18 protein-coding genes are annotated in these 24,140 nt (G+C 65.4%); 14 read left to right on the forward strand and 4 right to left on the reverse strand.

Annotated elements, in window-relative coordinates; all coding sequences use genetic code 11:
• Positions 1 to 103: 103 nt before the first annotated feature.
• Positions 104 to 1,177: a glucokinase gene (glk, locus tag AC1DMY_RS17915; RefSeq protein WP_477166224.1), complete on the reverse strand. Its 1,074-nt coding sequence runs from the start codon at positions 1,175 to 1,177 to the stop codon at positions 104 to 106.
• A gap of 613 nt (positions 1,178 to 1,790) precedes the next feature.
• Between glk (AC1DMY_RS17915) and pxpB the strand changes: the two genes are divergently transcribed.
• The 6 genes from pxpB to pcp are packed head-to-tail and all read left to right on the forward strand — an operon-like array spanning position 1,791 to position 6,598.
• Complete coding sequence (gene pxpB / locus AC1DMY_RS17920; RefSeq protein WP_477166225.1) at positions 1,791 to 2,504, forward strand: 5-oxoprolinase subunit PxpB; 714 nt, start codon at positions 1,791 to 1,793, stop codon at positions 2,502 to 2,504.
• Positions 2,501 to 3,472: a 5-oxoprolinase subunit C family protein gene (locus AC1DMY_RS17925; protein WP_477166226.1), complete on the forward strand. Its 972-nt coding sequence runs from the start codon at positions 2,501 to 2,503 to the stop codon at positions 3,470 to 3,472. Before pxpB ends, AC1DMY_RS17925 begins: the two co-directional genes overlap by 4 nt.
• Positions 3,469 to 4,260: a LamB/YcsF family protein gene (locus AC1DMY_RS17930; protein WP_477166227.1), complete on the forward strand. Its 792-nt coding sequence runs from the start codon at positions 3,469 to 3,471 to the stop codon at positions 4,258 to 4,260. Before AC1DMY_RS17925 ends, AC1DMY_RS17930 begins: the two co-directional genes overlap by 4 nt.
• The gene (locus AC1DMY_RS17935) at positions 4,257 to 4,952 is read left to right on the forward strand and encodes a DUF969 domain-containing protein (RefSeq protein ID WP_477166228.1); all 696 of its coding nucleotides are present in this window, start codon (positions 4,257 to 4,259) and stop codon (positions 4,950 to 4,952) included. The genes AC1DMY_RS17930 and AC1DMY_RS17935 overlap by 4 nt, the downstream gene beginning before the upstream one ends.
• A 2-nt stretch (positions 4,953 to 4,954) precedes the next feature.
• Positions 4,955 to 5,923: a 5-oxoproline transporter, DUF979 family subunit gene (locus tag AC1DMY_RS17940; protein ID WP_477166229.1), complete on the forward strand. Its 969-nt coding sequence runs from the start codon at positions 4,955 to 4,957 to the stop codon at positions 5,921 to 5,923.
• Between the two features lie 24 nt (positions 5,924 to 5,947).
• Positions 5,948 to 6,598 (forward strand): pyroglutamyl-peptidase I, encoded by a 651-nt coding sequence (gene pcp / locus AC1DMY_RS17945; protein ID WP_477166230.1) that lies wholly within the window; start codon positions 5,948 to 5,950, stop codon positions 6,596 to 6,598.
• A gap of 73 nt (positions 6,599 to 6,671) precedes the next feature.
• Here pcp and AC1DMY_RS17950 read toward each other — a convergent pair whose 3' ends face one another.
• A complete protein-coding gene (locus tag AC1DMY_RS17950) occupies positions 6,672 to 9,473 on the reverse strand; it encodes a TonB-dependent receptor (RefSeq protein ID WP_477166231.1) in 2,802 nt (933 codons plus the stop codon).
• Positions 9,474 to 9,551: 78 nt separating this feature from the next.
• On the reverse strand, positions 9,552 to 10,670 hold the full coding sequence (gene glk, locus AC1DMY_RS17955; RefSeq protein WP_477166232.1) for a glucokinase: 1,119 nt from the start codon (positions 10,668 to 10,670) through the stop codon (positions 9,552 to 9,554).
• A 429-nt stretch (positions 10,671 to 11,099) separates the two neighbouring features.
• Here glk (AC1DMY_RS17955) and AC1DMY_RS17960 point away from each other — a divergent pair, with 429 nt between their 5' ends.
• The 4 genes from AC1DMY_RS17960 (at position 11,100) to nagA (ending at position 15,776) form a co-directional block, all read left to right on the forward strand.
• Positions 11,100 to 12,386, forward strand: a complete 1,287-nt coding sequence (locus AC1DMY_RS17960; protein WP_477166233.1) for a sugar MFS transporter — start codon at positions 11,100 to 11,102, stop codon at positions 12,384 to 12,386.
• Positions 12,387 to 12,472: 86 nt separating this feature from the next.
• The gene (locus tag AC1DMY_RS17965) at positions 12,473 to 13,525 is read left to right on the forward strand and encodes a LacI family DNA-binding transcriptional regulator (protein WP_046970766.1); all 1,053 of its coding nucleotides are present in this window, start codon (positions 12,473 to 12,475) and stop codon (positions 13,523 to 13,525) included.
• A 62-nt stretch (positions 13,526 to 13,587) separates the two neighbouring features.
• A complete protein-coding gene (locus AC1DMY_RS17970; protein ID WP_477166234.1) occupies positions 13,588 to 14,622 on the forward strand; it encodes an SIS domain-containing protein in 1,035 nt (344 codons plus the stop codon).
• Positions 14,622 to 15,776 carry an N-acetylglucosamine-6-phosphate deacetylase gene (gene nagA / locus AC1DMY_RS17975; RefSeq protein ID WP_477166235.1) on the forward strand — a complete coding sequence of 385 codons (1,155 nt, stop codon included), beginning with the start codon at positions 14,622 to 14,624 and terminating at the stop codon, positions 15,774 to 15,776. The genes AC1DMY_RS17970 and nagA overlap by 1 nt, the downstream gene beginning before the upstream one ends.
• A 225-nt stretch (positions 15,777 to 16,001) precedes the next feature.
• Here nagA and AC1DMY_RS17980 read toward each other — a convergent pair whose 3' ends face one another.
• Positions 16,002 to 17,645, reverse strand: coding sequence for an LTA synthase family protein (locus tag AC1DMY_RS17980; protein WP_477166236.1), 1,644 nt, complete (start codon positions 17,643 to 17,645; stop codon positions 16,002 to 16,004).
• 273 nt (positions 17,646 to 17,918) lie between these two features.
• Between AC1DMY_RS17980 and AC1DMY_RS17985 the strand changes: the two genes are divergently transcribed.
• The 4 genes from AC1DMY_RS17985 (at position 17,919) to thrC (ending at position 23,946) form a co-directional block, all read left to right on the forward strand.
• Positions 17,919 to 19,910: a bifunctional 2',3'-cyclic-nucleotide 2'-phosphodiesterase/3'-nucleotidase gene (locus AC1DMY_RS17985; RefSeq protein WP_477166237.1), complete on the forward strand. Its 1,992-nt coding sequence runs from the start codon at positions 17,919 to 17,921 to the stop codon at positions 19,908 to 19,910.
• Positions 19,911 to 20,546: 636 nt separating this feature from the next.
• A complete protein-coding gene (locus AC1DMY_RS17990) occupies positions 20,547 to 21,641 on the forward strand; it encodes a homoserine dehydrogenase family protein (RefSeq protein WP_477166300.1) in 1,095 nt (364 codons plus the stop codon).
• The gene (locus AC1DMY_RS17995; protein WP_477166238.1) at positions 21,641 to 22,618 is read left to right on the forward strand and encodes a homoserine kinase; all 978 of its coding nucleotides are present in this window, start codon (positions 21,641 to 21,643) and stop codon (positions 22,616 to 22,618) included. The genes AC1DMY_RS17990 and AC1DMY_RS17995 overlap by 1 nt, the downstream gene beginning before the upstream one ends.
• Positions 22,615 to 23,946: a threonine synthase gene (gene thrC, locus AC1DMY_RS18000; protein WP_477166239.1), complete on the forward strand. Its 1,332-nt coding sequence runs from the start codon at positions 22,615 to 22,617 to the stop codon at positions 23,944 to 23,946. The genes AC1DMY_RS17995 and thrC overlap by 4 nt, the downstream gene beginning before the upstream one ends.
• Positions 23,947 to 24,140 lie beyond the last annotated feature (194 nt).

A 24,140-nucleotide genomic window follows, 5' to 3' on the forward strand; every position in this document is an offset into this window, starting at 1 on the left:
GCAGCGGATGTTGTGGGTCGTCCGGCTGCGGCGTGGCTGTCTGGGCATGTGCCCGGTTCAGTGCAACGGTGTAGCTCAGTCGGTACTTCGTTTTCCCGCGGTCTTACGTGCGTCCGTCCAGGTACAAGCCGGCCGCACCGATCACACCGTGCTGGCCGTGCTCCATCAGTCGTACGGGAACCTGTTGCAGGAAGGCGCGCATCACGCCCTTGTTGAAAAAGCGCTGGCGGAAGCTGCTGGCGAGCAGCACTTCGCGGATCTGCGGAAGAATCCCGCCGGCCAGGAACACGCCCCCGCGTGCGCCATACAGCAGGCATAGATCGCCGACGAAACTGCCGAGCAATCCGCAGAACACATCCAGGGCTTCGACCGCTGCCTCGTCGCTGCGCTCCAGCGCGGCTTGCGTCACCTGGCTGGGCAGGCTGAGCAGCGGGGCCTGCTCGCGCAGCGAGCACAGCGCGCGATACAGGTTGAGCAGACCGGGTCCCGACAAGGCGTGTTCGAAGGACACGTACTCGCGATCGCGGGCCAGGTAGCGAAGAATTTCGATCTCGCGTTCGTTGCCCGGCGCCAGCGCAATCTGGCCTGCTTCGGTGGCCAGCACGGTGGCGTGCGGCTTGCCCGGCAACAGCACCGCCGAGCCCAGACCCGTGCCCGGACCCATCACCAGCACCGGGCCTTCGGCCGGCGCGGCGTCGGTGGCAATCACCGGGGTGGTATCGGCTTGATGCAGGAACTGCGTGGCATAGGCCACGGCTTCGAAGTCGTTGACGACGGCGAGTTGCTCGATGCCCAGGCTGTCGCGGATATCGCGGATGGAGACCGGCCACGGCAGGTTGTCGTTGACGATGGCATCGCCCAGCACGTAGCCCGCACTGGCCACGGCACAGCGGTTCACATGCACGCTGTGATCGAGCTGGCCGACGAAGTCCTGCAGTACGGCGGTGAGGCTCGGCCAGTCGGCGCAGGCATAGCGGTGGTACTGCAACACGGTCACCGGACGCGTGCCGTCCGGCTCGCGGCTCACCAGTCCGATGCGAGCGTGCGTTCCTCCGACGTCCGCAGCGAGAAACATGGCTTCTTGCGCCAAGAACTCACGTGCGTTGTGGCTGACCCCTTCGACCACTTGCGATCCCCTCGTCATCCTGATGTCACGTTCCTGTGAACGCACCCTCATTTGGCCGGAGTCTGGGTAATGGTTGACAACGTTGTCAACAATCCATCCGGCACATACCGAATCCGCCTGTGCGGCAGGGCAACATATGCCTTCGATTGACCGGCTTAACCACCTTCGAAAGCTGCCATCAAATCTTTGTTTAATATGGTTTTGGTGGATTTTTCGAACCGTTTGAAAGCGTTCTCGCATCGCGCCATGGAACGGCTTTTGACGCTTGACCTAGATCAGCCATTTCGCCTTCGACAAGGGGGGATTTCCGGCCTCAGATCGCCTGTCGCGACAGCTGAAAGTGGGCTCGTTTGACAACGTTGCGAAGTCGACTGAGCGCAGGAGATCACGACGTAACTTCACGCCTCCTGCACTCACCGCCGGCGTGAACCTGCGCCGAAAACATCGCAAATACCTGCGTAAAGCAGCGGATTTTCGTCACGAGCTGCGATTGCAGCGCAGGGTTTTGCCCAGGCGCAGGCCTGCCGCAGTGCAAGTCGGCAAACCCAGCCTCTTCTGCAACACTCCACCTGACCCGTCCCCGCCCACGAATCGCCTGCATGTCCACACGCACAGAGCAACTCAGCACACGTGCTGAAAGAGACGACGCCGGGAAGGTGTGCGCGTGACATCCCCGCTGGCGGACATAGAGATCGAAGCGCTGGCGGAGGACGCCTGGCTGCTGCGTTTCGGCGATACGGTCGACGCCGCATTGAACGACCGCGTGCACGCCGCGGCTGCCAGGCTGCAGGCGAGCCTCGGCAACGTGGAATGCGTGCCGGCTTATGCCAGCCTGTTGCTGCGTTTTGAGGTGGCGAAGTGGCTGGACGACCAGGGGCGCTTCGATGCCGAACGCCTGCGTACCGCCATCGGCGCCGCATGGAACGAGCGCTCGCCAGCGGAAAAGGCGCCGCGCGAAGTGAGCATTCCGGTCTGCTACGACGGCATCGATTTGCCGGAAGTGGCCGCGCATGCACGCATGTCGACAGAGGAAGTGATCACGCGCCATACGGCCGCGCTCTATCGCGTCGCCATGCTGGGCTTCGCACCCGGATTTCCCTATCTGCTCGGCCTGGATCCCACTCTGGCGATGCCGCGCCGGAGCAATCCTCGCACCAGCGTGCCGGCCGGCAGCGTCGCTATCGGCGGGCGGCAGACGGGCATCTATCCGCAAAGTCTGCCGGGCGGTTGGCAGCTGATCGGGCGCACGCCGATGCGCCTGTTCGACCTCGCTGCCGCATCGCCTTCCCTGCTGGCGCCGGGCGACCATGTGCGCTTTCGCGCCATCGACCAAGGCGAGTACGACCGCCTTGCGGCCGACCTGGGGACACGCCCATGAGCGTCGAGGTGATCAAGCCTGGACTGCTGACCAGCCTGCAGGATGCAGGGCGCCGCGGGTATGCGCCTCTGGGGCTGGGCCGCGCCGGCGCTGTGGACGAGCCCGCCCGGCGATTGGCCAACGCCCTCGTCGGCAACGCCGGTGACGAAGCAGCGCTGGAAATCACGCTGGCCGGTCCCACGCTGCGTTTTCAGCACGGCGCCGTGGTGGCGCTCACTGGCGGCCTGATCGAAGCGCGCGTGGATGGCCAGCCGTTGCCCGCATGGACCAGTTGCTTCCTGCCCGCCGGCAGCGTGCTTCGCCTCGGCGGCATGCGCCATGGTTGCCGCAGCTATCTGGCCGTGCGCGGCGGCTTCGAAGTCGCGCCGGTCCTTGGCAGCCGCAGTAGCGATCTGCATGCAGGCGTGGGCAGGGCCGTGCGGAGCGGCGATGTCATCGCCATCGGTGAACGCGCATCGGCGTCCTGGTTCCATCCTGGGCGCGCGATGCAGGCGCTGCGCTGGGGGCTCGATCCGCAACCCTGGCTCGACTACGCACGCGCGCCACTGGCCTTGCTGCGCGGTCACCACTGGGACGCGCTGGACGATGCCTCGCAATTCGCGCTGTTTACCCAGCGCTTCATGGTCAGCAAGGACAGCAACCGCACCGGCGATCGGCTGGAAGGTGCGCCCCTGCACCTGCGCCGACCGCTGGAACTGATTTCCGAAGCGACCCTGCCTGGCACCCTGCAGTTGCCGCCCTCGGGCCAGCCCATCGTGTTGCTGGCCGAAGCGCCGGTGACCGGCGGCTATCCGCGCATCGGCCAGCTGGCGGCGGTGGATTTGCCGCGTCTCGCGCAGCGGCGGCCAGGCGATACCGTATCCTTCCGCGAGACCACTCTGGACGAGGCACTGCAACGCCTCGCCGAGCGCGAGGCCTCGCTGCAACACCTGCTGCAACGCGTCGAACAACGCCTGGAATCCGCATGAAAAGTGCCACCGCCAAGACCATCGACATCAATAGCGACCTGGGCGAATCCTTCGGCGCCTGGCGCATGGGCGACGATGCCGCACTGCTGGCCATCGTGAGCTCGGCCAACATCGCCTGCGGTTTCCACGGTGGCGATCCGGACATCATGCGCGGCACCGTCGCCATGGCGGTACAACATGACGTGGCGATCGGCGCCCACGTCTCGCTGCCCGACCTGCAGGGTTTCGGCCGGCGCGAGATGGCGGTCACGCCAAACGAAGCCTATGCGATGACGCTTTATCAGACCGGCGCACTGCAGGCGTTTGCGCAGGCCGCAGGCACGCGCCTGCGCCATGTCAAACCCCATGGCGCGCTCTACAACATGGCGGCACGCGACGCCAAGCTCGCGGCTGCGATCGCGCGGGCCGTGCACGATTTCGATCCGTCGCTGTGCCTGTTCGGCCTGGCCAACTCGGCGCTCATCGATGCCGGGCTGGCTGCCGGCATACCAGTGGCGGCCGAGGCTTTTGCCGATCGTCGCTATCGCTCCGATGGCTCGCTGCAACCTCGGCGCGAACCGGATGCGGTGATCCAGGAAGGCGACGAGGCGATTGCCCAGGCGATGGCGATGGCGCGTGAGGGCCAGGTCCGCGCCGTCGACGGCAGCATCGTGGCCTTGCAGGCCGACACCTTGTGCGTGCACGGCGATGGCGAGCACGCGGTGGCCTTCGCCCGTCGATTGCGTGCGGCGCTGGAAGCCGCCGACATCGGTATTGCCGCGCCGTACGCCAGCGAGGCACACGCATGAATTACTGGCCGCTGCTTGGCGTCGCGGTCATCGTCATCGGCTTTGCGCTGCGCTTCAATGCCGTTCCCGTGGTGGTGTGCGCCGCCCTGGTCAGCGGCCTGCTTGCCGGTTTGCATCCCGCCGACCTGCTGGCCCTGCTGGGCAAGAGCTTCGTGTCCTCGCGCATGTTGTTGATGTTCGTGCTCACCCTGCCCGCCATCGGTCTGCTCGAACACGCCGGCTTGCGCGAGCACGCGCAGCAATGGATGAACCGATTGCGCGGCTTCACGCTGGCCCGGCTGTTGATCGGTTACCTATTCATTCGCGAAGTGCTCGCCATGTTCGGGCTCACCGGCGTCGCCGGCGCCGCGCAAACGGTACGCCCGCTGCTGGCGCCGATGGGCGAGGCTGCCGCCGAGAAGATCAAGCCCGACCTGAGCGACGCCGAGCGCGACGAGGTGCGTGCGGTCGCCGCCGCCACGGACAATATTGGCCGATTCTTCGGCGAGGATGTGTTTATCGCGCTGGGTGCGGTGCTGTTGATCCAGGGCTTCTACGCCCAGCACGGCATCGACCTCACGCCGCTGTCCATCGCATTGTGGGCGCTGCCCACCGCGATCGCTGCCTTCGTGATCCAGTCGGTGCGCGTGTGGCTGTTCCAGCGTCGCCTGCAACGGCGCGCCGCGCTTGCCCGCATTGAGGCGGAAGCCTGAGCATGCTGCGCATCGAATACGCGTACTGGCTGATCGCGGCCTTCCTGTTCTACACGGCGTGGCGCAATGCAGGCGAGCGGCAGTTCGCCCGCGCCAGCTTCTGGGCCCTGCTGGGCCTGCTGTTTGCCGGTGGCGACCTGGTGCTGGCGCAGCAGAAGGCCGGCAACGCCCTGCCTGCGCAGATCGCTGGCGGCATGGTGATCGCGCTCGCGCTGCTCGCACCGCTGCTTCGTCGCCGGGCGCATCCCGAAACGGCCAGCGCGTCGGAGCGCGTGGCGTCTGCCCTGCGCCTTGGCCACAAGCTGTTTGTGCCGGCGCTGCTGATTCCACTGGTGACCTTGTTGGTGGCTTTGTTCGGCGAACATCTTTCCATCGGCGGTTACGCCCTGTTCGCCAAGCCCCAGATGACCTTGACCGGACTTACGCTCGCCTGCGCGCTCGCGCTGTTCGCAGCGGCGCGCGTGGCCCGGGCGCCGCTGCACCAGGGCCTGTCGGAAGGCCGGCGGCTGCTCGATGCCATCGGCTGGGCGGCGCTGTTGCCGCTGCTGCTGGCGGCGCTGGGCGAAGTGTTTACGCAGAGCGGCGTAGGCGCGGCGATCTCGGCGCTGGCGCAGATGATCCTGCCCGAAGGCAATGCGTTTCTATGCCTGCTGGTGTTCTCGCTGGGCATGGTGTTGTTCACCGTGATCATGGGCAACGCGTTCGCCGCGTTTCCGGTGATGATGGCCGGCATCGGCCTGCCATTACTGGTGCAGCGCTACGGCGCCCATCCGGCCATCCTCGGTTCCATGGGCATGCTGTGCGGCTATTGCGGCACCTTGCTCACGCCGATGGCCGCCGATTACAACCTGGTGCCGGCGGCACTGCTGGAGCTGCGCAATCCCTACGGCGTGATCCGTGCGCAGGCATGGAGCGCCGCCAGTATCTTCGTCGCCACCTTCGTCATCATGTGGCTGCTGGTGTTCCGCTGACGCTGCACGACTTGAGATCCGATCATGAGCCAACCGCGCATCCTGCTGACCGGCTTCACGCCGTTCGGGAATGAAGACATCAACCCGTCGTGGGAAGCCGTGCGCGCGCTTGACGGCAAACACGTCGGCGGTCACCGCGTGGTGTCACGCCTGCTGCCGACTGTCTTCGCCGATTCGCAGCGCGAACTGGCGCTGGCGATCGACGAGGTGCAACCGGCGATGCTGCTGGGCGTAGGCCAGGCCGGCGGGCGCAGCCGGCTATCGATCGAGCGGGTAGCAATCAATGTGCAAGACGCCCGCATCGCCGACAACGCCGGCGCCCAGCCCATCGACGCGGCGATTGTGGCGGATGGTCCCGCGGCGTACTTCAGCACACTGCCGATCAAGGCCATGCTCAAGGCCTTGCTGGCCGAAGGGCTGCCGGCCGAGGTGTCCAATACGGCGGGTACCTTCGTGTGCAATCACGTGGCGTATCTGATGTTGCACCTGGCCGCGCAACATCGCGGGCTGCGTGCGGGTTTCATCCACATCCCTTACCTGCCCTCGCAGGCGGCGCGCTTCCCGAATTCGCCCAGCATGAGTAAGGACGACGTGGTGCGCGCCCTGTCCATCGCCTTGGAAGTGGCTGCCACGCAGCACACCGACGAACAGTTCGGCGCCGGCGCACTCGACTGAGCAAGGCACCGGCGACGCATAAAAAGAGGGCCTGGCAAGATGCCAGGCCCTTTACCGGGGAGGTTTGGGTAAATCAGAGCTTGAAGTGCGCTTCGAGGATGTACTCGCGACCGCTGGCGTATTCGTTGGCCAGTTCCGTCATGCTGGCTCCGTAGAACTGCTTGTAGGTCGAGTTGAGCAGGTTCAGCGCGTCGAATGTGACCGACATGTGATCGTTGAACTTGTAGCCCAGCGAGGCATCGAGTTCCTTGTAGCTGTCGGTATACGAATCGGGCGCACCGGCCACGTAGCCGCCTGCCAGGTACTTGCTGCGATAGTTGTACGCGATGCTTGCGCTGTACGGACCCTTCTCGAAGTACGGCGAGAGGTTGTACGAGTCCTTGGAGTTGTACGGCAGCGGGCCGCCCGCCGCCGTGCTCGAATCGGAATACGTGAAGTTGGCACGCAGACCGAAGCCGCTGTCACCAAAGGCCTGCTGATAGCTGATCGCGGCGCCCTTGACCTTGGCGCGACCGCCGTTGATCGGTGCGGACACGCTGTACTGGCAGAAGCCGGCCAACGTACACATGCCGTTGTTCACCAGCATCTGGCCGGTGGAGCCCTGGATCAGCTCCGCCCACGAACCGTTCTGGCGACCCTGCACGGTGGCGGCATTGACCACGTAGTTCAGCACGTTCTTGTAGAAACCCGAGACGGCGATCACCGACTCGTTGTTGAAGTACCACTCGCCAGACAGGTCGAAGTTCACCGACCGATACGGCTTGAGGTTCGGGTTGCCTGCGGTGGCGGTGAGCACGGTGTCGTTGGCTTCGAAATACGGCGCAAGCTGGTTGTACGGCGCGTATGCAATCGTCTCGGAACCCGCGCCACGCAGGATGATGTCAGGCGCCACGTTCCATGCGATGTTGAACGCCGGCAACCAGTCGTTCGACGTGCTGGTGGTGCCGACGTAGCCAAAGCCCGGCGGAAATGCGCAATCCCAGGTGCTGCAAGTGCTGGGGACGTTGTAGCCGAAGGAGTCGATCTTGGTGTGCACGAAGCGCACGCCAAGGTTGCCGTGCACATTGTCGTTGCCGAAGTTCAGCTGGGCGAAGCCGGCGCTGTTCTGCTGCTGCACGTTGAAGGTGTTGTCCCAGTAGTCGACCGGGTCGTTGGAGCTCAGCTGGTTGCCGTCGAGCACCGCGTTGTAGATCGACTGGAAGCCCAGCGTCTGCACGTGATGCACGGTGCTGCCGGACAGGCCGATGCTCGACGCACCGCTCAGATCGCTGATGCCGCCGTAGCCGATCTGGTTGAGCGTCTGGTTGGGTACGCCCACGTTGTCGATCAACAGCGACTGGCTTTCCCAGTGCGATGCCCAGCGGGCACCGATCTGCAGGCTGTTGAAGAAGCCGTCGAAGTCCTTGGTGAAGTCGGCCTGGGCATACTCGTCGCGCGCCTTGTACGGCTTGTAGCCGATGTTGCCGCCGAAGTTGTTGTCCGCCCAGTAGGCCGGGTTGTTCGCCGTGGCAAGGTCGGTGTAGTTGAAGCCCTTGTTGACGTTCCAGTCGAAGCCGCCGCCGTAGAACAGTTCCTTGAAGGCCTGCGTGATGGTGTTGTCGGAGGTGCTCACGCCCAACTGCCCGTTGATGCGCCAGCCGTCGCCCTTGTAGGTGCCGCGCCAGTCGGCGCCCTTGGTACGGATGAACGACTTGCGAGCGTCGTTATCCATGAAGGTTTCGGCCGTGCTGGTGCACGAGGTGGTGTTGAAGCAGGGCGTGCCGACCTGGGTACCCGCCACCACGATGCCGTTCGGGCCTTCGGTCAGATGCGAGATGCCGGCGTAGTTGAAGCCGGCGATCGGGTACATCGACACGTTGAGGTTGTCGAGGCGATCGGTCATGTACAGCAGGCTGAGCGTGCTGTCGAAATGGTCGTTCGGCTTGTACTGCAGGTTGACCAGGATGCTGCTGCGTTTCTCGGTCTGCTGGAAGTCGGCCGCGTTGAGTTCCGTGGGCATCTGGTCGGACGCCTTGAGCGTGCCGGCGGCAATCTGTCCCGCAATCGCCGGGTTGGCGGCGGCGATGGCCGATACCGGCGTATAGCCAAAGATTTCCTGGCCCTGGCGGTCGGTCTTCTGCTCGTAGTGCGAGAGCGAGACATCCGCACCGAAGGTCTTGTCGGCGTTGTGCCAGCTGTAGAACAGCGAGGCGTTCGGACGGCTCTGCTCGACCATGTCGTTGTAGTTCACGCCGAACGAGCCGCTGAGCGTGTTCGCCGGCACGTCAAGCGGCTGGATGGTGTGCATGATCACCGTGCCGCCGAGGCTGCCCTCGGGCAAGCGCGCTTCCGGGCTCTTGTAGATCTCCAGCGAGCCGAGGATTTCCGGCGGCAGCAGCGAGTAGTTGAAGCCGCGGTTGGGGCTGTCGCCGTACAACCACATGGCCTGCGCCACCGGATGGCCGTCAAGGAACGAAAGGTTCAGGCTCGGATCGATGCCGTTGATGCTCACGCGCTGCGTAGCGCCGAAGGCGCGGTCCAGCGTAACGCCGGGAATCTGCGCCAGCGCTTCGGCTACGTTGGTGGCGGGGAACTTGCCGATGTCTTCGGCCGTGATGGCATCGACGATGGCGTCGGCGTTGCGCTTGGTTTCCAGCGACTGCTGCAGGCTGGCGCGGATGCCGGTGACGGTCACCGTTTCCAGCTGTTTGGCCTGCGCTTGATCGGCCGTGGTCTGCGGGCTGCTGTTGTCCTGCGTCGCAGCTGCGGGTGCGGGTTGGGCTGCGGGTTGCGGGACCGGTTGCGCGGCAGGCGCAGTGTCGGCGGCGCGAAGCGAACCGGACAAACAGAGTCCAGCGACGATGCTGGCGGCTAGCAATGATTTGCGTTGTGACATGGTGTCCTCCCCTCGAAGGCAATCGACAGCCAATGTGTGGACATTGGCTGCGGCGTGGCTGTTGGGCATGGGCCCGGTTCAGTTGGACGATCTGAGTACTTCGTTCTCCCCGGCGCGAGGGCCCGCGGAAACGCCCTCTCGTTCTTGCAAGTCAAGGAACAGCCCGGCGGCGCCGATCACACCGTGCTGGCCGTGCTCCATCAGTCGTACGGGAACCTGTTGCAGAAAGGCGCGCATCACGCCTTTGTTGAAAAAGCGCTGGCGGAAACTGCTGGCGAGCAGCACTTCGCGGATCTGCGGAAGAATCCCGCCGGCCAGGAACACACCCCCGCGTGCGCCATACAGCAGGCACAGATCGCCGGCGAAGCTGCCTAGCAACCCGCAGAACACCTCCAAGGCTTCGACGGCTGCGTCGTCGCTGCGCTCCAGCGCCGACTGCGTTACCTGGCTTGGCAAAGCGAGTACCGGCGTCTGCCCGCGAAGCGTGCACAGCACGCGGTACAGGTTGAGCAAGCCGGGGCCCGACAGTGCATGTTCGAACGAGACATACGAGCGGTCGCGCGACAGCGCGCGAAGAATCTCGATTTCGCGTTCGTTGCCCGGCGCCAGCGCAATCTGACCCGCCTCGGTGGCCAGCACCGTGGCATGCGGCTGGCCGGGCAACAGCACGGCCGAGCCCAGTCCGGTACCGGGCCCCATCACCAGCATCGGACCTTCGGCGGGCACGGCCTCGCTTTCGATCACCGCGGTGGTGTCGGCCTGGCTGAGAAACTGGGTGGCATAGGCCACCGCTTCGAAATCATTGATGACGGCGAGCTGCTCGATACCGAGGCTGTTACGGATATCGCGGATGGAGACCGGCCACGGCAGGTTGTCGTTGACGATGGCATCGCCCAGCACGTAACCCGCACTGGCCACCGCACAGCGATCGATGTGCACGGAGCGATCGAGCTGGCCGACGAAGTCCTGCAGCACGGCGGTAAGGCTAGGCCAGTCGGCGCAGGCATAGCGGTGGTACTGCAGCACCGTCACCGGCCGCGTGCCGTCCGGCTCGCGGATGACCAGGCCGATACGGGCATGCGTTCCGCCGACGTCGGCCGCCAGGAACGCCCCCGCAGGGAGCCCCAGTGGACATGCCTCCAGACTGTGGTTGCCGCTTTGCGCCACCGTCATCCCCTCGTCATTGCTGTGTCGCATTGCACGACCTGCGACCCGATTTTGACCCGAGTCTCGTCACGTATGACAACGTTGTCAACAGACCGTTTTTTCATGCGAAACAAGGGTTTGGCGCGGCCCAGCAATCGCAGCAAATGACGCCCTTGCCGCAAGATCATGATGCAGTGCAACACCATGTAAACAAAGGGATTTTTAACTAATCAAGAAAGCCGCCCTGCTGCCAAAACGGGGCTATTGCGGCGCAGCAAGAGAGGTTTTTGCGGGAGCCCTGCAGCCACCGCTTTGTGCACCTTTGGATGGCTCACTCGTGTCAGAATTTGACAACGTTACGCATAGCGTCGATAAACGCTCATCTCTCCCTCTGCTTCGCGGCGAGGGAAGGGCTTTGAGGGGAATCGGACCTGTGCTGGTCCATCGTTCAGCGGCCATCCGCGGGGAGTAAGTCCATCCATGTCTGCCACTACGCTTGCCGCTGGCGAGCCACGCTCTTCCAGCGTGGTGCCGATGCTGATCATCGGCGTGTTGTTCTTCATCTTCGGCTTCGTGACCTGGCTCAACGGTCCGCTGATCACCTTCGTGAAGCTCGCCTTCAACGTCGATGACGTGTCCGCTTTCTTCGTACCGCTGGTGTTCTATTTTTCGTATTTCTTCCTGGCCATTCCTGCGTCCAGCGTGCTTCGCCGCACGGGCATGAAGAAGGGCATGGGCCTGGGGTTGTTCGTGATGGCGATCGGCGCGGTGTTGTTCGGCCAGTTCGTCAGCATGCGCATCTTCTATCCGGCGCTGGCCGGTCTGTTCGTGATCGGCGCGGGCCTCGCGCTGCTGCAGACCGCCTCCAATCCGTACATCAGCATCCTCGGCCCGATCGACAGCGCCGCGCAGCGCATCGCCTTCATGGGCATCTGCAACAAGGTGGCCGGCGCGCTGGCGCCATTCGTGTTCGGCGCACTGGTGCTGTCGGGTATCGATACCTTCGACCAGCAGGTGAAGGCCGCAGCCTCGCCCGAGGCGAAGGAAGCCCTGCTCAACGCGTTCGCCGCCAAGATCCACATGCCCTACATGATTATGGCTGGCCTGCTGGTGGTACTGGCGATCTGGGTGGTGCGTTCGCCGCTGCCGGAAATCAAACCGTCGGGCGCGAATGCCGAGGCGGACATCGGCCATGCCAAGGGGGGCATCTTCAGCTTCCCGCACCTGTGGCTGGGCGTGCTGTGCCTGTTCCTCTATGTGGGCGTGGAAGTGATGGCGGGCGATGCCATCGGCACCTACGGCCAGGGTTTCGGCCTGCCGCTGGACGAGACCAAGCACTTCACCTCATACACGTTGATCGCCATGCTCGCCGGTTACCTGGCGGGCCTGGTGCTGATTCCCCGCTTCATCTCGCAGCAGAGCTACCTGGCGGTGTCGGCGGTGCTCGGCGTGCTGTTCACGCTGGGCGCGTACATCACTACCGGCCATACCTCGGTGGGTTTTGTGGCCGCCCTGGGTTTCGCCAACGCCATGATGTGGCCGGCGATCTTCCCGCTGGCGATCCATGGGCTGGGCCGCCTTACCGAGCGCGGTTCGGCGCTGCTGATCATGGCGATCGCCGGCGGTGCACTCGTGCCGCAGCTGTTCGTGCACCTGAAACAGCACTTCAACTTCCAGCTGGTATTCATGGCGCTGATGGTGCCCTGCTACCTGTACATCCTTTACTACGGCGTTAAGGGGCACCGCGTCGGCCAGCACGCGCGCTGAAGCCTGGGTCGGCGCCTGCTGCGCCGCCAGGTAAGGCTTCGCTGGGCTACGATGCCGCTACTTACCGATTGCCGGAGTTTCTTGTGTTGCGCAACCCCACCATCAAGGACGTCGCCAAGCGTTCCGGCGTTTCGCTCAAGACCGTCTCGCGCGTCATCAACCACGAGGCCTCGGTTCGCGCCGATACGCGCGAAAAGGTCGAGCGCGCGATCGAGGCCCTGGGCTATCAGCCCAACCCTTCCGCGCGTGGCCTGCGCAGCACGCATGCCTATGCGATCGGACTGGTTTACGACAACCCGAACGCGCACTACGTGATCAGCATGCAGGACGGCGTGCTGTCGGCCTGCCGCGAGCGTGGCTTCGGCCTGCTGATCCATCCGTGCGATTCGACGTCGCCCGATCTGGCGGCGGAGCTGTGCGCGCTGGTCGAACGCAATCGCCTGGCCGGCCTGGTGCTGGCGCCGCCGATGTCCGAGCAGGCGGAGCTGGTCAATACGCTGATCGCCAACGACATCAGCTTCGTGCGCATCATTTCCTCGCGCGACGATCCTCATGACGGCGCGCCGTGCGTCTATATCGACGACCGCAGCGCCGCGTATGCAATCACCGAACACCTGATCCAGATGGGCCACAAGCGCATCGGCTTCCTGTGGGGCGAACCTCACCATCGGTCCAGCCCGGAGCGTTACCAGGGCTATGCCGACGCGCTGCGCGACTATGGCTTGCCGCTCGACAAGAAGCTGGTGCTGCCCGGCCGTTATGCGTTCGACGACGGTTTCCGCGGCGCGCGCAAGCTGCTTGCGCTGAAGGATCCGCCAACCGCGATCTTCGGCAGCAACGACGAGATCGCCGCGGGCGTGCTCGCCGCGGCCCGTTCGAGCAACGTGGATGTGCCGTGGGGGCTATCCATCGCCGGCTTCGAGGACAGCCCGTTCTCCAAGCAGGCGTGGCCCGCACTCACCACCGCCCGTCAGTCCACCAGCGACATCGGCCGTCATGCGGCGCTGCAGCTGATGGCGGAATTGCAGCGCAAATCTGGCGCGGCGGTTGAACTGCCGCACAGCGAATGTTTTGTACCCGAATTGGTCGTGCGTGGTTCCACCGCGCCACCGCAAACCCCGGCGCCCCGCAAGGGCTGAGGTCGCGCTCGCGCACCTTGGCCTCGCGGCATGCGCCTCGTGCATGTCACCGAGATAGGACGATGAAAGAAGCAAGCGAGACCCTGATGTACCGCGAGGCCCACGAGGCGGCCGCCGTGGTCGAGCGCCAGCTGCGCGAGAATGCGCCGATCCTGAAGAAGCTCGGCGAGCAGCTGCGGGCCAAACCGCCCCGCTTCATCGTCACCTGTGCGCGCGGCAGCTCCGATCACGCCGCCGCCTATGCCAAGTACGTGTTCGAGACCCGCCTGGGCTTGATCACTGCGTCGGCTTCGCCGTCCATCTCGTCCATCTACGACGCCGACCTGCATATGGATGGCGCCTTGTTTGTCGCCATCTCGCAGTCGGGCAAGAGCCCCGACCTGCTGCGCAGCGCGCAGGCCGCCAAAGACGCCGGCGCCCATGTGGTTGCCCTGGTCAACGTGGAGGATTCCCCGCTGGCGCAGATGGCCGACACCTTCGTGCCGCTGCGCGCTGGCCCGGAATTGAGCGTGGCCGCGACCAAGAGCTACCTCGCCACGCTGGCTGCCGTGCTGCAGCTCACCGCGCACTGGAGCAATGACGCCACGCTGCACGAGGTGGTCGACCGCCTGCCGGCCGATCTGCGTCGTGGCTGGGATTGCGACTGGAGCGCGATGGTGAAGGGCCTCAGCGGTGCGAGCAGCCTGTTCGTGGTCGGTCGCGGCTTTGGCTTTGGCGCGGCCCTGGAAGCGGCGCTCAAGCTCAAGGAAACCTGCGGACTCCATGCCGAAGCGTTCAGCGCCGCCGAAGTGAAGCACGGCCCGATGGCCATCGTGGGCGCAGGCTTTCCCGTGCTGTTCTTCGCGCAGGACGACGGCACCCAGGACAACACCATCGCCGTGGCCAACGAGTTCCGTGCACGCGGCGCGCGCGTCTTCATCGCTGCACCGGGCAATCACGATCCCGACAAGCTGCCGCTGCCCGACAACATCGCGCCGATCGTGACGCCGCTGCTTGCGGTGCAGAGTTTCTATCGCGCCGCCAGCGCACTGTCGCTTGCACGCGGCTTTGATCCGGACGTACCGCCGCATCTGCGCAAGGTCACGGAGACCATGTAATGAGCACGCCACTCACCGCACTCATCAATGCTCGCCTGCTGACCGATCACGGTCCGCGCGAAGGACTGGCTGTGCTGGTGCGCGGCGAGCGCATCGAAGCGATTGTGCGCGAGGACGATAAGCGCATAGCGGACGCCACCAAGCACGACCTCAAGCGCCAGCTGCTGCTGCCCGGCTTCATCGACGTGCAGGTCAACGGCGGTGGCGGCGTGCTGTTCAATGCCGAACCCACGGTGGACGCGTTGGCGACCATCGGTGCCGCGCACCGCAAGTTCGGCACGACGGGTTTTCTGCCCACCCTGATCACCGATACCGCGGAGGTGATGCGCAAAGCACTCGATGCGGTGGACGCTGCCATCGAACAAGGTGTGCCAGGCGTGCTGGGCATTCATCTCGAAGGCCCGTTCCTTGCCACCACGCGCAAGGGCATCCACGATGCCTCGCTGTTCCGTTTGCCCGACGCCGAGGACATCGCTGCGATCACGCGCAATCGGCGCGGCGTGGTGATGCTCACGCTGGCGGTGGAAGAAGTGCCGCGCGACACCATTCGCCAGCTCAGCGAAGCCGGCGTGCTGGTTGTCGCCGGCCACACCGCCGCGACTTATCACGCCACGCGTGCCGCGCTCGATGCCGGCGTCTGCGGCTTCACCCATCTGTACAACGCGATGACGCCGCTGGGCAGCCGCGAGCCCGGCGTGGTCGGTGCGGCGCTGGATGATCCGCACAGCTGGTGCGGCCTTATCGTCGACGGACATCACGTGCATCCGGTCGCGCTGCGCGTGGCGATTGCCGCCAAGACCAAGGGCAAGAGCGTGCTGGTGACCGACGCGATGCCACCGGTGGGCGCAGATAGCCCCGAGTACGTGCTCAATGGCCAGACCATCATCGCCCGCGACGGCATCTGCCAGAGCGACGATGGCGTGCTGGCTGGTTCGGCGCTGGATATGGCGACGGGTGTGCGCAACCTGGTGAATATGGTCGGCTTGCCGCTGGCCGAAGCTTCGCGCATGGCCAGTGCCTATCCCGCAGCGTGGCTGGGACTGGATCGCACGCATGGCCGCCTTGTCGCGGGGCAGCAGGCGGATTTCGCGGTGATGGACGATGGGCTGGTGGTGACAGAGACCTGGATTTCAGGCGTGCGTTACGAGGCCTGATGCATGGCTCTTTGTGGGAGGCCGCCCTGTGGGCGCCTGGTGTGACGCAACGTCACGCCTCCCTCGGGCCGTCGCGCACAGGGTGCGCTCCCACAGAAACATCGAATTTTGGCGCGCCCTTCTAGAGCCCACTTGTGGGCGACCGCAGCGCATGGCGTCACCGCTCCGTTGGCTTGTCGCGCACAAGTGCGCTCCTACAAAAAAAAGAAGGTCGCGTGACGCTGGTTACTCGTACACGTGCAGCCGATTAAAGATCCATGCGTGATACGACTTCACCAAGCCCGGCTGCTCACAATCGGTATACAAACCATTGCATCGCGTCCGCAGCGCAATAGCGGCCGAGAAATACGGATCGGTCGGCAGGTCCGCCGCCTGCAGCACCATGCTCGGCAGCAGTGCGATATCGAGCATCGGGTAATGCGGCAGGTTCGCACCCTGGAAGTTGCTCTTGATCATGTAATAGGTGAGGTAGTCCTTGACCGAGGACAACTCATCCGGCCACGTACGCGGCATCTCGCGGATCAAGCCGCTGAACGAGGGCTGGTGATCGCCGAAGTGCACGATGACAGTAGGCTGCGCGCGATCGAGGAAATCATGTTCCAGGCCGTGCATCGCCGCGTCGGAGTTGTGCAGGTTCGACAGATACGTGTTGAAGTTGAGCGACTCGCGCGTCGGCAGGCCCTTGAGCACGCCCTTGTTGAACGGCACCGGCAGCGAGGACAACGGATCGGTATCGTGCGGGCCGTGCTGGGCCAGCGTCAGGATCATCACGAACACCGGCTGGCCCGGTTTCTTGACCTTGTCGTAGACGCGCTTGGCCGCGTCGAACATCTGCTTGTCGGTCTCCTCCCACTCTTCCAGGCCCAGCTGGCCGGCGTCGTAGAACTGATCGAAGCCATACGCACGATAGGCGTTGCGTCCGTTGAGGAAGGCGCCGTTGGTGGGATAGATCGCCACCGTGAGATACCCCAGGCGCTGCAGCTGACGCGGCAGGCTGTCCTGCACATGCGGTGCAAGCACATACGGGGCGTACATGCCGCCTGGGCCGAAGATGTCCTGCGGCATGCCGGTGAGCGTGGCGAACTCGCTCACCCAGGTGCCACCGCCGAAGGTGTGCACGCGCATGGGGCCGGTCGAGCGCGTGCGCACATCCGGCTTGAACATCGCCACTCGGCATTCGGGAATATTGCACTGGGTGAAGTTGGACGGATTGAAGGTGCTTTCTTCCAGCACCTGCACGATGTCCGGGTACGACTCGGGCGAACGCGGGATCGCCGCCGGCTCGCCTGAGGCGGTAGCACCCCACTCCTGCTCGGCCTGGGCGTCGTCGCCCATTTCCGGCATGCGCACGTCCGAGTCGCTGAAGTTGACGAAGAAGTTGGTGATCTGCGCATCGTCGGAGAGCTTCTCCCACACGTTCCTTGCATGCACTTCGGCGAACGGGCCGTTCGGCAGCAGGCACACCCAGAACGCCAAGCCCCACAGCGCCATGCCGCCCAGGCGCACGCTCCATGCACGACGGCGGCTGAGATGCGCCACCAGTCGGCGATCGAAATGCCACACCGCCCACAGCACCAGCGGCGTCACCACGCACACCACCACGGACAACATCCACAAATGCGGGTAATGGCCCAGCGTTTCGAGCAGGCTGCTGCGCGCGTAATAGACGAAGTCCGCGGGCATCAGCGGCGAATCGAGATAGCGCAGCTTCATCACGGACAGGAAGTTCAGCCCGAGGAATAAGCCGCCGCTTACGACCAAGGCCGTGGCAGGACGCGCGAACGCCGACAGCAACACGCCGAACGCGCACACCATCAGCGCGATCACGAAGGCCTGCTGCAACAACGCAGGCTCACGCAACGCGGTCATGCTGATGCAGAACAGGAAAAAACCTGCCGCGACCAGCCATGGTCCGGTTCTTTTCAGAAAGCCTAGTGTTCGTTGCGGCATGTGGAAAAGGCCCCCTGTTTGGCCCGGGTGTCATTCGAGCGCAATTCTACGGACTTGTAACTGTCACATGCACAATGGCCGGCAACGGCCAAACGGCGCCCCCATGCGGTTCAGCAGCCGTTGCGCCGGCAAGCGGACATGCCGATCTGCTAGGTTTCCCGTTTTCCCCGTTGCCCACCCATGGACAGGCCGATGAACCACCGCCTTCTTCCCCTCGCCGCCCTCGCCGCCGCCGTGCTGGCGGGCTGCGCCAGCCAGACGACCAGCCACTCCGCTTCCGCCCTGCCCGACGGCAGCCGCGCCCAGGTGGCGATCCTGGAAACCACCGACGTCCACTCCAACGTGCTCAGCTACGACTATTACAAGCAGCGCGAGGACGACACGGTGGGCTACGAGCGGGTGGCCACCCTGATCCGCCGGGCCCGCGCGCAGTACCCCTACAGCTTCCTGTTCGACAGCGGCGACACCATCCAGGGCAGCGTGCTGGCCGACTACCAGTCGCTGGTGAAGCCGGTGGGCTGCGACGAGGAACTGGGCATCTACCGCGCCATGGACGCCATGGGCTATGACGGCGGCACGGCCGGCAACCACGAATTCAACTACGGCCTGGGCTTTCTTTCCCAGGTCACCGGCACGCCGATGAACGTGGAAGGCGGCCACGCCAATCGCTGCGCCGGCCCGCATTTCCCGCTGGTGCTGTCCAACGTGTTCAGCAGCCGCGACGGCGCGCCGATCTTCAAGCCCTGGACGGTGGTGCAGAAGGACATCACCGTCACCGCGCCGGACGGCAGCACCCGCAAGCTGCCGCTCAAGGTGGGCATCATCGGCTTCACGCCGCCGCCGATCCTGGACTGGGACAAGCAGAACCTGGCCGGCAAGGTGACGGTCACCGGCGTGGTCGAAGCGGCCCAGAAATATCTGCCGGAACTGGAAGCCCAGCACCCGGACATCGTCGTCGCCGTGTTGCACGGCGGCCTCAACACCGCGCCTTATACGCCTGACATGGAGAACGGCGGCTGGTACCTCGCCGGCGTGCCCGGCATCGACGTGCTGCTGATGGGCCATTCGCACACCGAATTCCCGGGCGCGCACTACAAGGGCATGAAGGACGTGGACGCCGAGCGCGGCTTCGTGCGCGGCAAGCCGGCCGTGATGGGCGGCTTCTTCGGCAAGGACCTGGGCGTGATCGACCTGGCCTTGCAGCGCAAGGATGGCCACTGGGTGGTCGACGACAGCCAGACGCACAGCGAAGTGCGCCCGATCTGCGCCAAGAAGAACGATTGCGTGCCGGCCGATCCGGCCATCGCGCCGCTGGTGAAGCAGGCGCACGAGGCGGCCGTGCAATACGTCAACACGCCCATCGGCGAGACGCGCGTGCACCTGAGCAGCTACTTCGCCGACGAAGGCAATATGACGGCGCTCGCGCCGATCAACGCGGCGATGCGCGATTACGTGCAAAGCGAATTGGCCAAGACGCAACCGGAACTGGCCAAGCTGCCGGTGCTCTCCGCCGCTGCGGCGTTCCGCACGGGTTTCGGCGGCCCGGATGACTACACCGATATCGCCATCGGACCGCTCACCCTGCGCAGCGCCGCGGATCTGTACTTCTATCCGAACACACTCTCGGCGGTGAAGGTGGACGGCGCCGGCCTCAAGGCATGGCTGGAAAAGGCGGCCGAACGCTTCAACCGCATCGACCCCAGCAAGGACGGCGATCAGGAACTCATCAGCGACCGCCTGCCCGGCTACAACTTCGACCAGATCCAGGGCGAGCTGAGCTACCAGATCGACGTGACCAAGCCGGCCGGCGAGCGCATCGTCAAGCTCAGCTACAAGGGCAAGCCGGTGAAGCCGGACCAGCTGTTCGTGGTGGCCACCAACAACTACCGCGCCAGCGGTGGCGGCAACTTCCCGGGCCTGGACGGCAACAACATCGTGCTGGCCGCGCCGGACGGCGCCCGCGAAATCCTGGCCAAGTGGCTGCAACGCAAGCAGACGCTGACCGCCAAGGACTTGCCGACCACGTCGTGGCATTTCGTGCCGGTGAAGACGCGCGGTGAAGTGGTCTTCAAGGCCGCCTCCAACAAGCAGGACGTGGCGCACGAAGCGGGGCTGAAGAATATCCGCCAGCTCAAGGACAACGGCGACGGCACGGCGGTGTACGCCATCGATTTGTCGCACTGAGCCAGCCCACGTCACCGTCATTCCCAGGGAAGCGGAAATGGCGGTGACGGGAAAAGTTGGTAGGCCGACCAAGTGCTGGGCTGATCGGGGCTGAGCGTCCGTATGTGCAGGAGCCCACCCTGTGGGCGACCGCGACGCGGCAGCGTCGCCGCTTCGTAGGTGGGTCGCGCACAGGGTGCGCTCCTGCAAGAGCGGCTCGCACAACGGCGGCGTCGAACTGCTTCAACGCTGTAACACCTTGTATCGTCGCCTCGCCGACCTCGCCCAAACCACCCCAAAAGTTTCAAACGTATCTGTTGACTGCACTGCAGCATCGGGCCTAAGGTCAGGTCATGTCGCCGTCTATTGCGCCAGCACGCATGTTCCAGCACCCGGTCCGCACCGGGTACGCGTCGCTGTCCGCCGGCGCCATGACCCCCGCCACCACGTCCACCACCACGACCACTATTACCACCAGGTCGGGGTGGAGCTGCGTGCGCGAATAAGTTTCTGACGCAAACGGCCCCGCCCTCGATGAGGCGGGCCGGCGCGCACTCCGACTCCCCTTAAGCGAGCACGGGCCATCCACATGGAGAGGCCATCGTGAACGCTGTCGCATCACCCTCGCTCGAACAACCGTCGTTACCGCCACATGCCATGGCGCTGCCGACGACCACCGCGCGCCAGCGCGTCCTCGCCGTGGGCCTGGTCGGTCCCGGCCGCGTCGGCAGCGCCTTGCTCGAGCAGCTGCGAACCGCCCAACCGCGGCTCGCGCGCACCGGACTGGAGCTGCGTTTGTGCGCTGTGGCCGCCAGCCGCCGCATGTGGCTGGACGCGGACGATCCCGAGCTCAACGGCCGCCATGGCAGCGCGCAAACCTGGCGTCCCAGCAATCTCGACGAATTTGCCGCGCATCTGCGCGGCACCGATGGCCGCCACGCGCTGGTGATCGACTGCAGCGCCAGCGAAGCGGTGGCATCGCACTACGCCGAGTGGCTCGCCGCCGGCTTGCATGTGGTGACGCCAAACAAGCTGGCCAGCAGCGGCCCGCTGGCGCGCCTGCAGGCGATCCGCGCTGCCTCCTTCAGCGGTGCGCGCTTCCGCTACGAAGCCACGGTGTGCGCCGGCCTGCCGGTGGTGCAGACGCTGCGCGACCTGCTCGACACTGGCGACGAATTGCTCGCGGTGGAAGGCATGTTCTCCGGCACGCTCGCGTGGCTATGCCATCGCTATGACGGCAGCCGCCCGTTCTCGGAGCTGGTGCGCGAGGCCCATACCCTGGGCTACACCGAGCCCGATCCGCGCGACGATCTTTCCGGGCTGGACGTGGCGCGCAAACTGGTGATTCTTGCGCGCGAGGCGGGTTGGTCGCTCTCGCTGGAAGATGTGGATGTGCAGAGCCTGGTGCCGCCGGAGCTGGCCGAGGTGGCGGCCGATGAGGTGATGGACCAGCTGCATCTGCTCGACGCGCCGATGGCGCGCCAGGTGGCCCATGCCCAGGCGCAAGGCTGCGTGCTGCGGCATGTCGCCAGCCTCGACGCCAAGGGCCACGCCAGCGTGCGGCTGGCGCTGTTGCCCGCCTCGCATCCGTTCGCCCATACGCGGCTCACCGACAACATCGTACAGTTCACCACGCACCGCTATCGCGACAACCCGATGCTGGTGCAGGGTCCTGGCGCCGGGCCGGAAGTGACGGCGGCAGGCGTATTCGCCGATCTCCTGCGTATTGCCGAAACGCTGGAGGCGCGGTGATGAATGCACAACTGATCGATCCCATGCCCACTCCCCAGCGCGCACTCAGCGCACAAGCCATGGCCTATGCCAGCGTCGGCAACGTCGCGGTCGGCTTCGACATCCTTGGTCATAGCGTGGCCGGCGCCGGCGACCGCGCCATCGTGCGTCGCATCGACGAGCCCACCGTGCGTATCGCCGCCATCCATGGGCGCGTGACCGATCTGCCGCTCGAGGCGGGCAGCAATACGGCGGGCGCGGCGCTGCTGTCGCTGCGCCGCGCGCTCGGCCTGCGCCATGGTTTTGAAGTAGAGCTGCACAAAGGCATCGCGCTCGGTTCGGGCATGGGTGGCTCGGCCGCCTCGTGCGTGGCCGCGCTGGTGGCCGCCAACGCCTTGCTCGAACGCCCGCTGCCGCGCGAAGCGCTGTATGGCTTCGCACTCGACGGCGAAGCCGTGGCCAGCGGCAGCCGCCACGGCGACAACCTGGGACCGATGCTGCTCGGCGGCCTGGTGCTGGCCACGCGCGATCGCCTGCTGCGCCTGCCCGTGCCCGAGAGCTGGTATTGCGCGCTGGTCCATCCGCACGCCGTGCTGGAAACGCGCAAGGCGCGCGCGGTGCTTGCCGATGGTTTCTCGCTGCACGACGTGGTGGCGCAACAAGCCAACCTCGCCCTGGTGCTCACCGGTCTCCATCGCGGCGACGCGGAGCTGGTGCGCGAGGGACTCAAGGATGTTTTGGTGGAACCAAGGCGCGCGCCGCTGGTCCCAGGGTTCGCGCGCGTGAAACAGGCTGCCCTGGATCACCGCGCGCTGGGCGCAAGTATTTCCGGCGCCGGTCCCAGCGTATTTGGCTGGTATGAGCGACGCGACGACGCCGAGCGAGCAGCGCTGGCCATGTCGGCGGCATTTGCCGACGAAGGCCTCGCCAGCGACGTGCTGGTGTCACCCATCAATGGACCGGCCGCAACGCTGGTCGACGAGGACAAGGCGGCATGAGCGAGCCGTTGCATTACCGCAGTACGCGCAGCGCGAAACATGCTGCACGCATCGAGGAAGTCATCGCCGCCGGCCTGGCCCCCGATGGCGGGCTGTATGTGCCGGAGGCCTTGCCGCAACGGGATGCGAGCGATTTCGACGCCAGCCAGTCGCTGGCCCAGACCGCGGCCACGCTGCTCGATCCGTTCTTTCGCGGCTCCTCGCTCGCCGACGAGCTTCCGGCGATCTGCCGGGAAGCACTCGACTTCGACACACCGCTGCGACCGCTGGCTTATCGCGACGACGCCTCGGTGCTGGAGCTCTTCCACGGCCCGAGCGCCGCGTTCAAAGATGTCGGCGCGCGCTTTCTGGCCGCCTGCTTTCGACGTCTGCGAGGTGACGCGCAGTCGCCGCTGACCATCCTGGTGGCAACATCAGGCGACACTGGCGCCGCCGTGGCCGCCGCCTTCCATCGCCAACCCGGCGTGCGCGTGGTGATCCTCTATCCGGATGGCCGCGTATCGCCACGTCAGGCGCACCAGCTCGGCTGTTTCGGCGACAACGTGCAGGCGCTGCGCGTGGACGGCACGTTCGATGATTGCCAGCGCATGGTGAAAGCCGCGCTCAACGACGGCTCGCTGCAGCAGCGCGTGCCGATGTCCTCGGCCAACAGCATCAGCCTCGGCCGCCTGCTGCCGCAGATGAGTTACTACGCCCAGGCCTCCTTGAGCTGGTGGCACCGGCACCGTGCCCCGCTCAACTTCATCGTGCCCACCGGCAACCTCGGCAACGCCCTGGCCTGCGTATGGGTACGCGACATGGGCCTACCCGTGGGCGAAATCCATCTCGCCTGCAACGCCAACGCCACGCTCAGCGATTACTTCGACGGCTCGCCCTACTCGCCCCGGCCGGCCATCGCCACGCTGGCCAACGCGATGGACGTGGGCGCCCCCAGCAATTTCGAGCGACTGCGCTGGACCTATCCGCACGACCACGAATTGCGCCTGCAGCTGCATGCGAGCAGCGTCGATGACAACGCCATCCGCGACACCATCGTGCGGCACGCGCGCGAGCACGGCGAGGTGTTCTGTCCGCATACCGCCACGGCGATGCATGTGCTCGATGGCATGGGCTCGACGGGCCTGCCGTGGGCGGGGGTGGCGACGGCGCATCCGGCCAAGTTCGACAGTGTCGTCGAGCCGTTGATTGGTCGCCAGCTCGAAGTGCCACCGGCATTGGCGGCGATGCTGCAACGCCCGGCATATGCGGAAGCGATGGAGGCCAGCGACGATGCGTTGAAGGCGTGGCTGGATCGGCGGGTGGAAAGCGCTCGGGCCGCGGCAGGCTAAATAAGGGCTATGCCTATACCTGTGGGAGCGCACCCTGTGCGCGACTGCGGAGTCACGCCGTCCCCGCTCCGTCAGGTGGTCGCGCACAAGTGCGCTCCTACACATGATCTGCGCAAGCTGCCTGTTGTAGGAGCCCAATCGTGGGCGACCGCGGCGCCACATCGCCACCGCTCCGTCAGGCTGTCGCGCACAGG

It is taken from the genome of Dyella sp. 01L423, from assembly GCF_056399945.1.

Excerpts from the sequence above, each read along its gene's own strand:
- glk (WP_477166224.1), bottom strand. The coding sequence starts at position 1,177 with ATGAGGGTGCGTTCACAGGAACGTGACATCAGGATGACGAGGGGATCG.
- AC1DMY_RS17925 (WP_477166226.1), top strand. The coding sequence starts at position 2,501 with ATGAGCGTCGAGGTGATCAAGCCTGGACTGCTGACCAGCCTGCAGGAT.
- AC1DMY_RS17930 (WP_477166227.1), top strand. The coding sequence starts at position 3,469 with ATGAAAAGTGCCACCGCCAAGACCATCGACATCAATAGCGACCTGGGC.
- AC1DMY_RS17935 (WP_477166228.1), top strand. The coding sequence starts at position 4,257 with ATGAATTACTGGCCGCTGCTTGGCGTCGCGGTCATCGTCATCGGCTTT.
- AC1DMY_RS17940 (WP_477166229.1), top strand. The coding sequence starts at position 4,955 with ATGCTGCGCATCGAATACGCGTACTGGCTGATCGCGGCCTTCCTGTTC.
- pcp (WP_477166230.1), top strand. The coding sequence starts at position 5,948 with ATGAGCCAACCGCGCATCCTGCTGACCGGCTTCACGCCGTTCGGGAAT.
- AC1DMY_RS17950 (WP_477166231.1), bottom strand. The coding sequence starts at position 9,473 with ATGTCACAACGCAAATCATTGCTAGCCGCCAGCATCGTCGCTGGACTC.
- glk (WP_477166232.1), bottom strand. The coding sequence starts at position 10,670 with ATGCGACACAGCAATGACGAGGGGATGACGGTGGCGCAAAGCGGCAAC.
- AC1DMY_RS17960 (WP_477166233.1), top strand. The coding sequence starts at position 11,100 with ATGTCTGCCACTACGCTTGCCGCTGGCGAGCCACGCTCTTCCAGCGTG.
- AC1DMY_RS17970 (WP_477166234.1), top strand. The coding sequence starts at position 13,588 with ATGAAAGAAGCAAGCGAGACCCTGATGTACCGCGAGGCCCACGAGGCG.
- nagA (WP_477166235.1), top strand. The coding sequence starts at position 14,622 with ATGAGCACGCCACTCACCGCACTCATCAATGCTCGCCTGCTGACCGAT.
- AC1DMY_RS17980 (WP_477166236.1), bottom strand. The coding sequence starts at position 17,645 with ATGACCGCGTTGCGTGAGCCTGCGTTGTTGCAGCAGGCCTTCGTGATC.
- AC1DMY_RS17985 (WP_477166237.1), top strand. The coding sequence starts at position 17,919 with ATGAACCACCGCCTTCTTCCCCTCGCCGCCCTCGCCGCCGCCGTGCTG.
- AC1DMY_RS17990 (WP_477166300.1), top strand. The coding sequence starts at position 20,547 with ATGGCGCTGCCGACGACCACCGCGCGCCAGCGCGTCCTCGCCGTGGGC.
- AC1DMY_RS17995 (WP_477166238.1), top strand. The coding sequence starts at position 21,641 with ATGAATGCACAACTGATCGATCCCATGCCCACTCCCCAGCGCGCACTC.
- thrC (WP_477166239.1), top strand. The coding sequence starts at position 22,615 with ATGAGCGAGCCGTTGCATTACCGCAGTACGCGCAGCGCGAAACATGCT.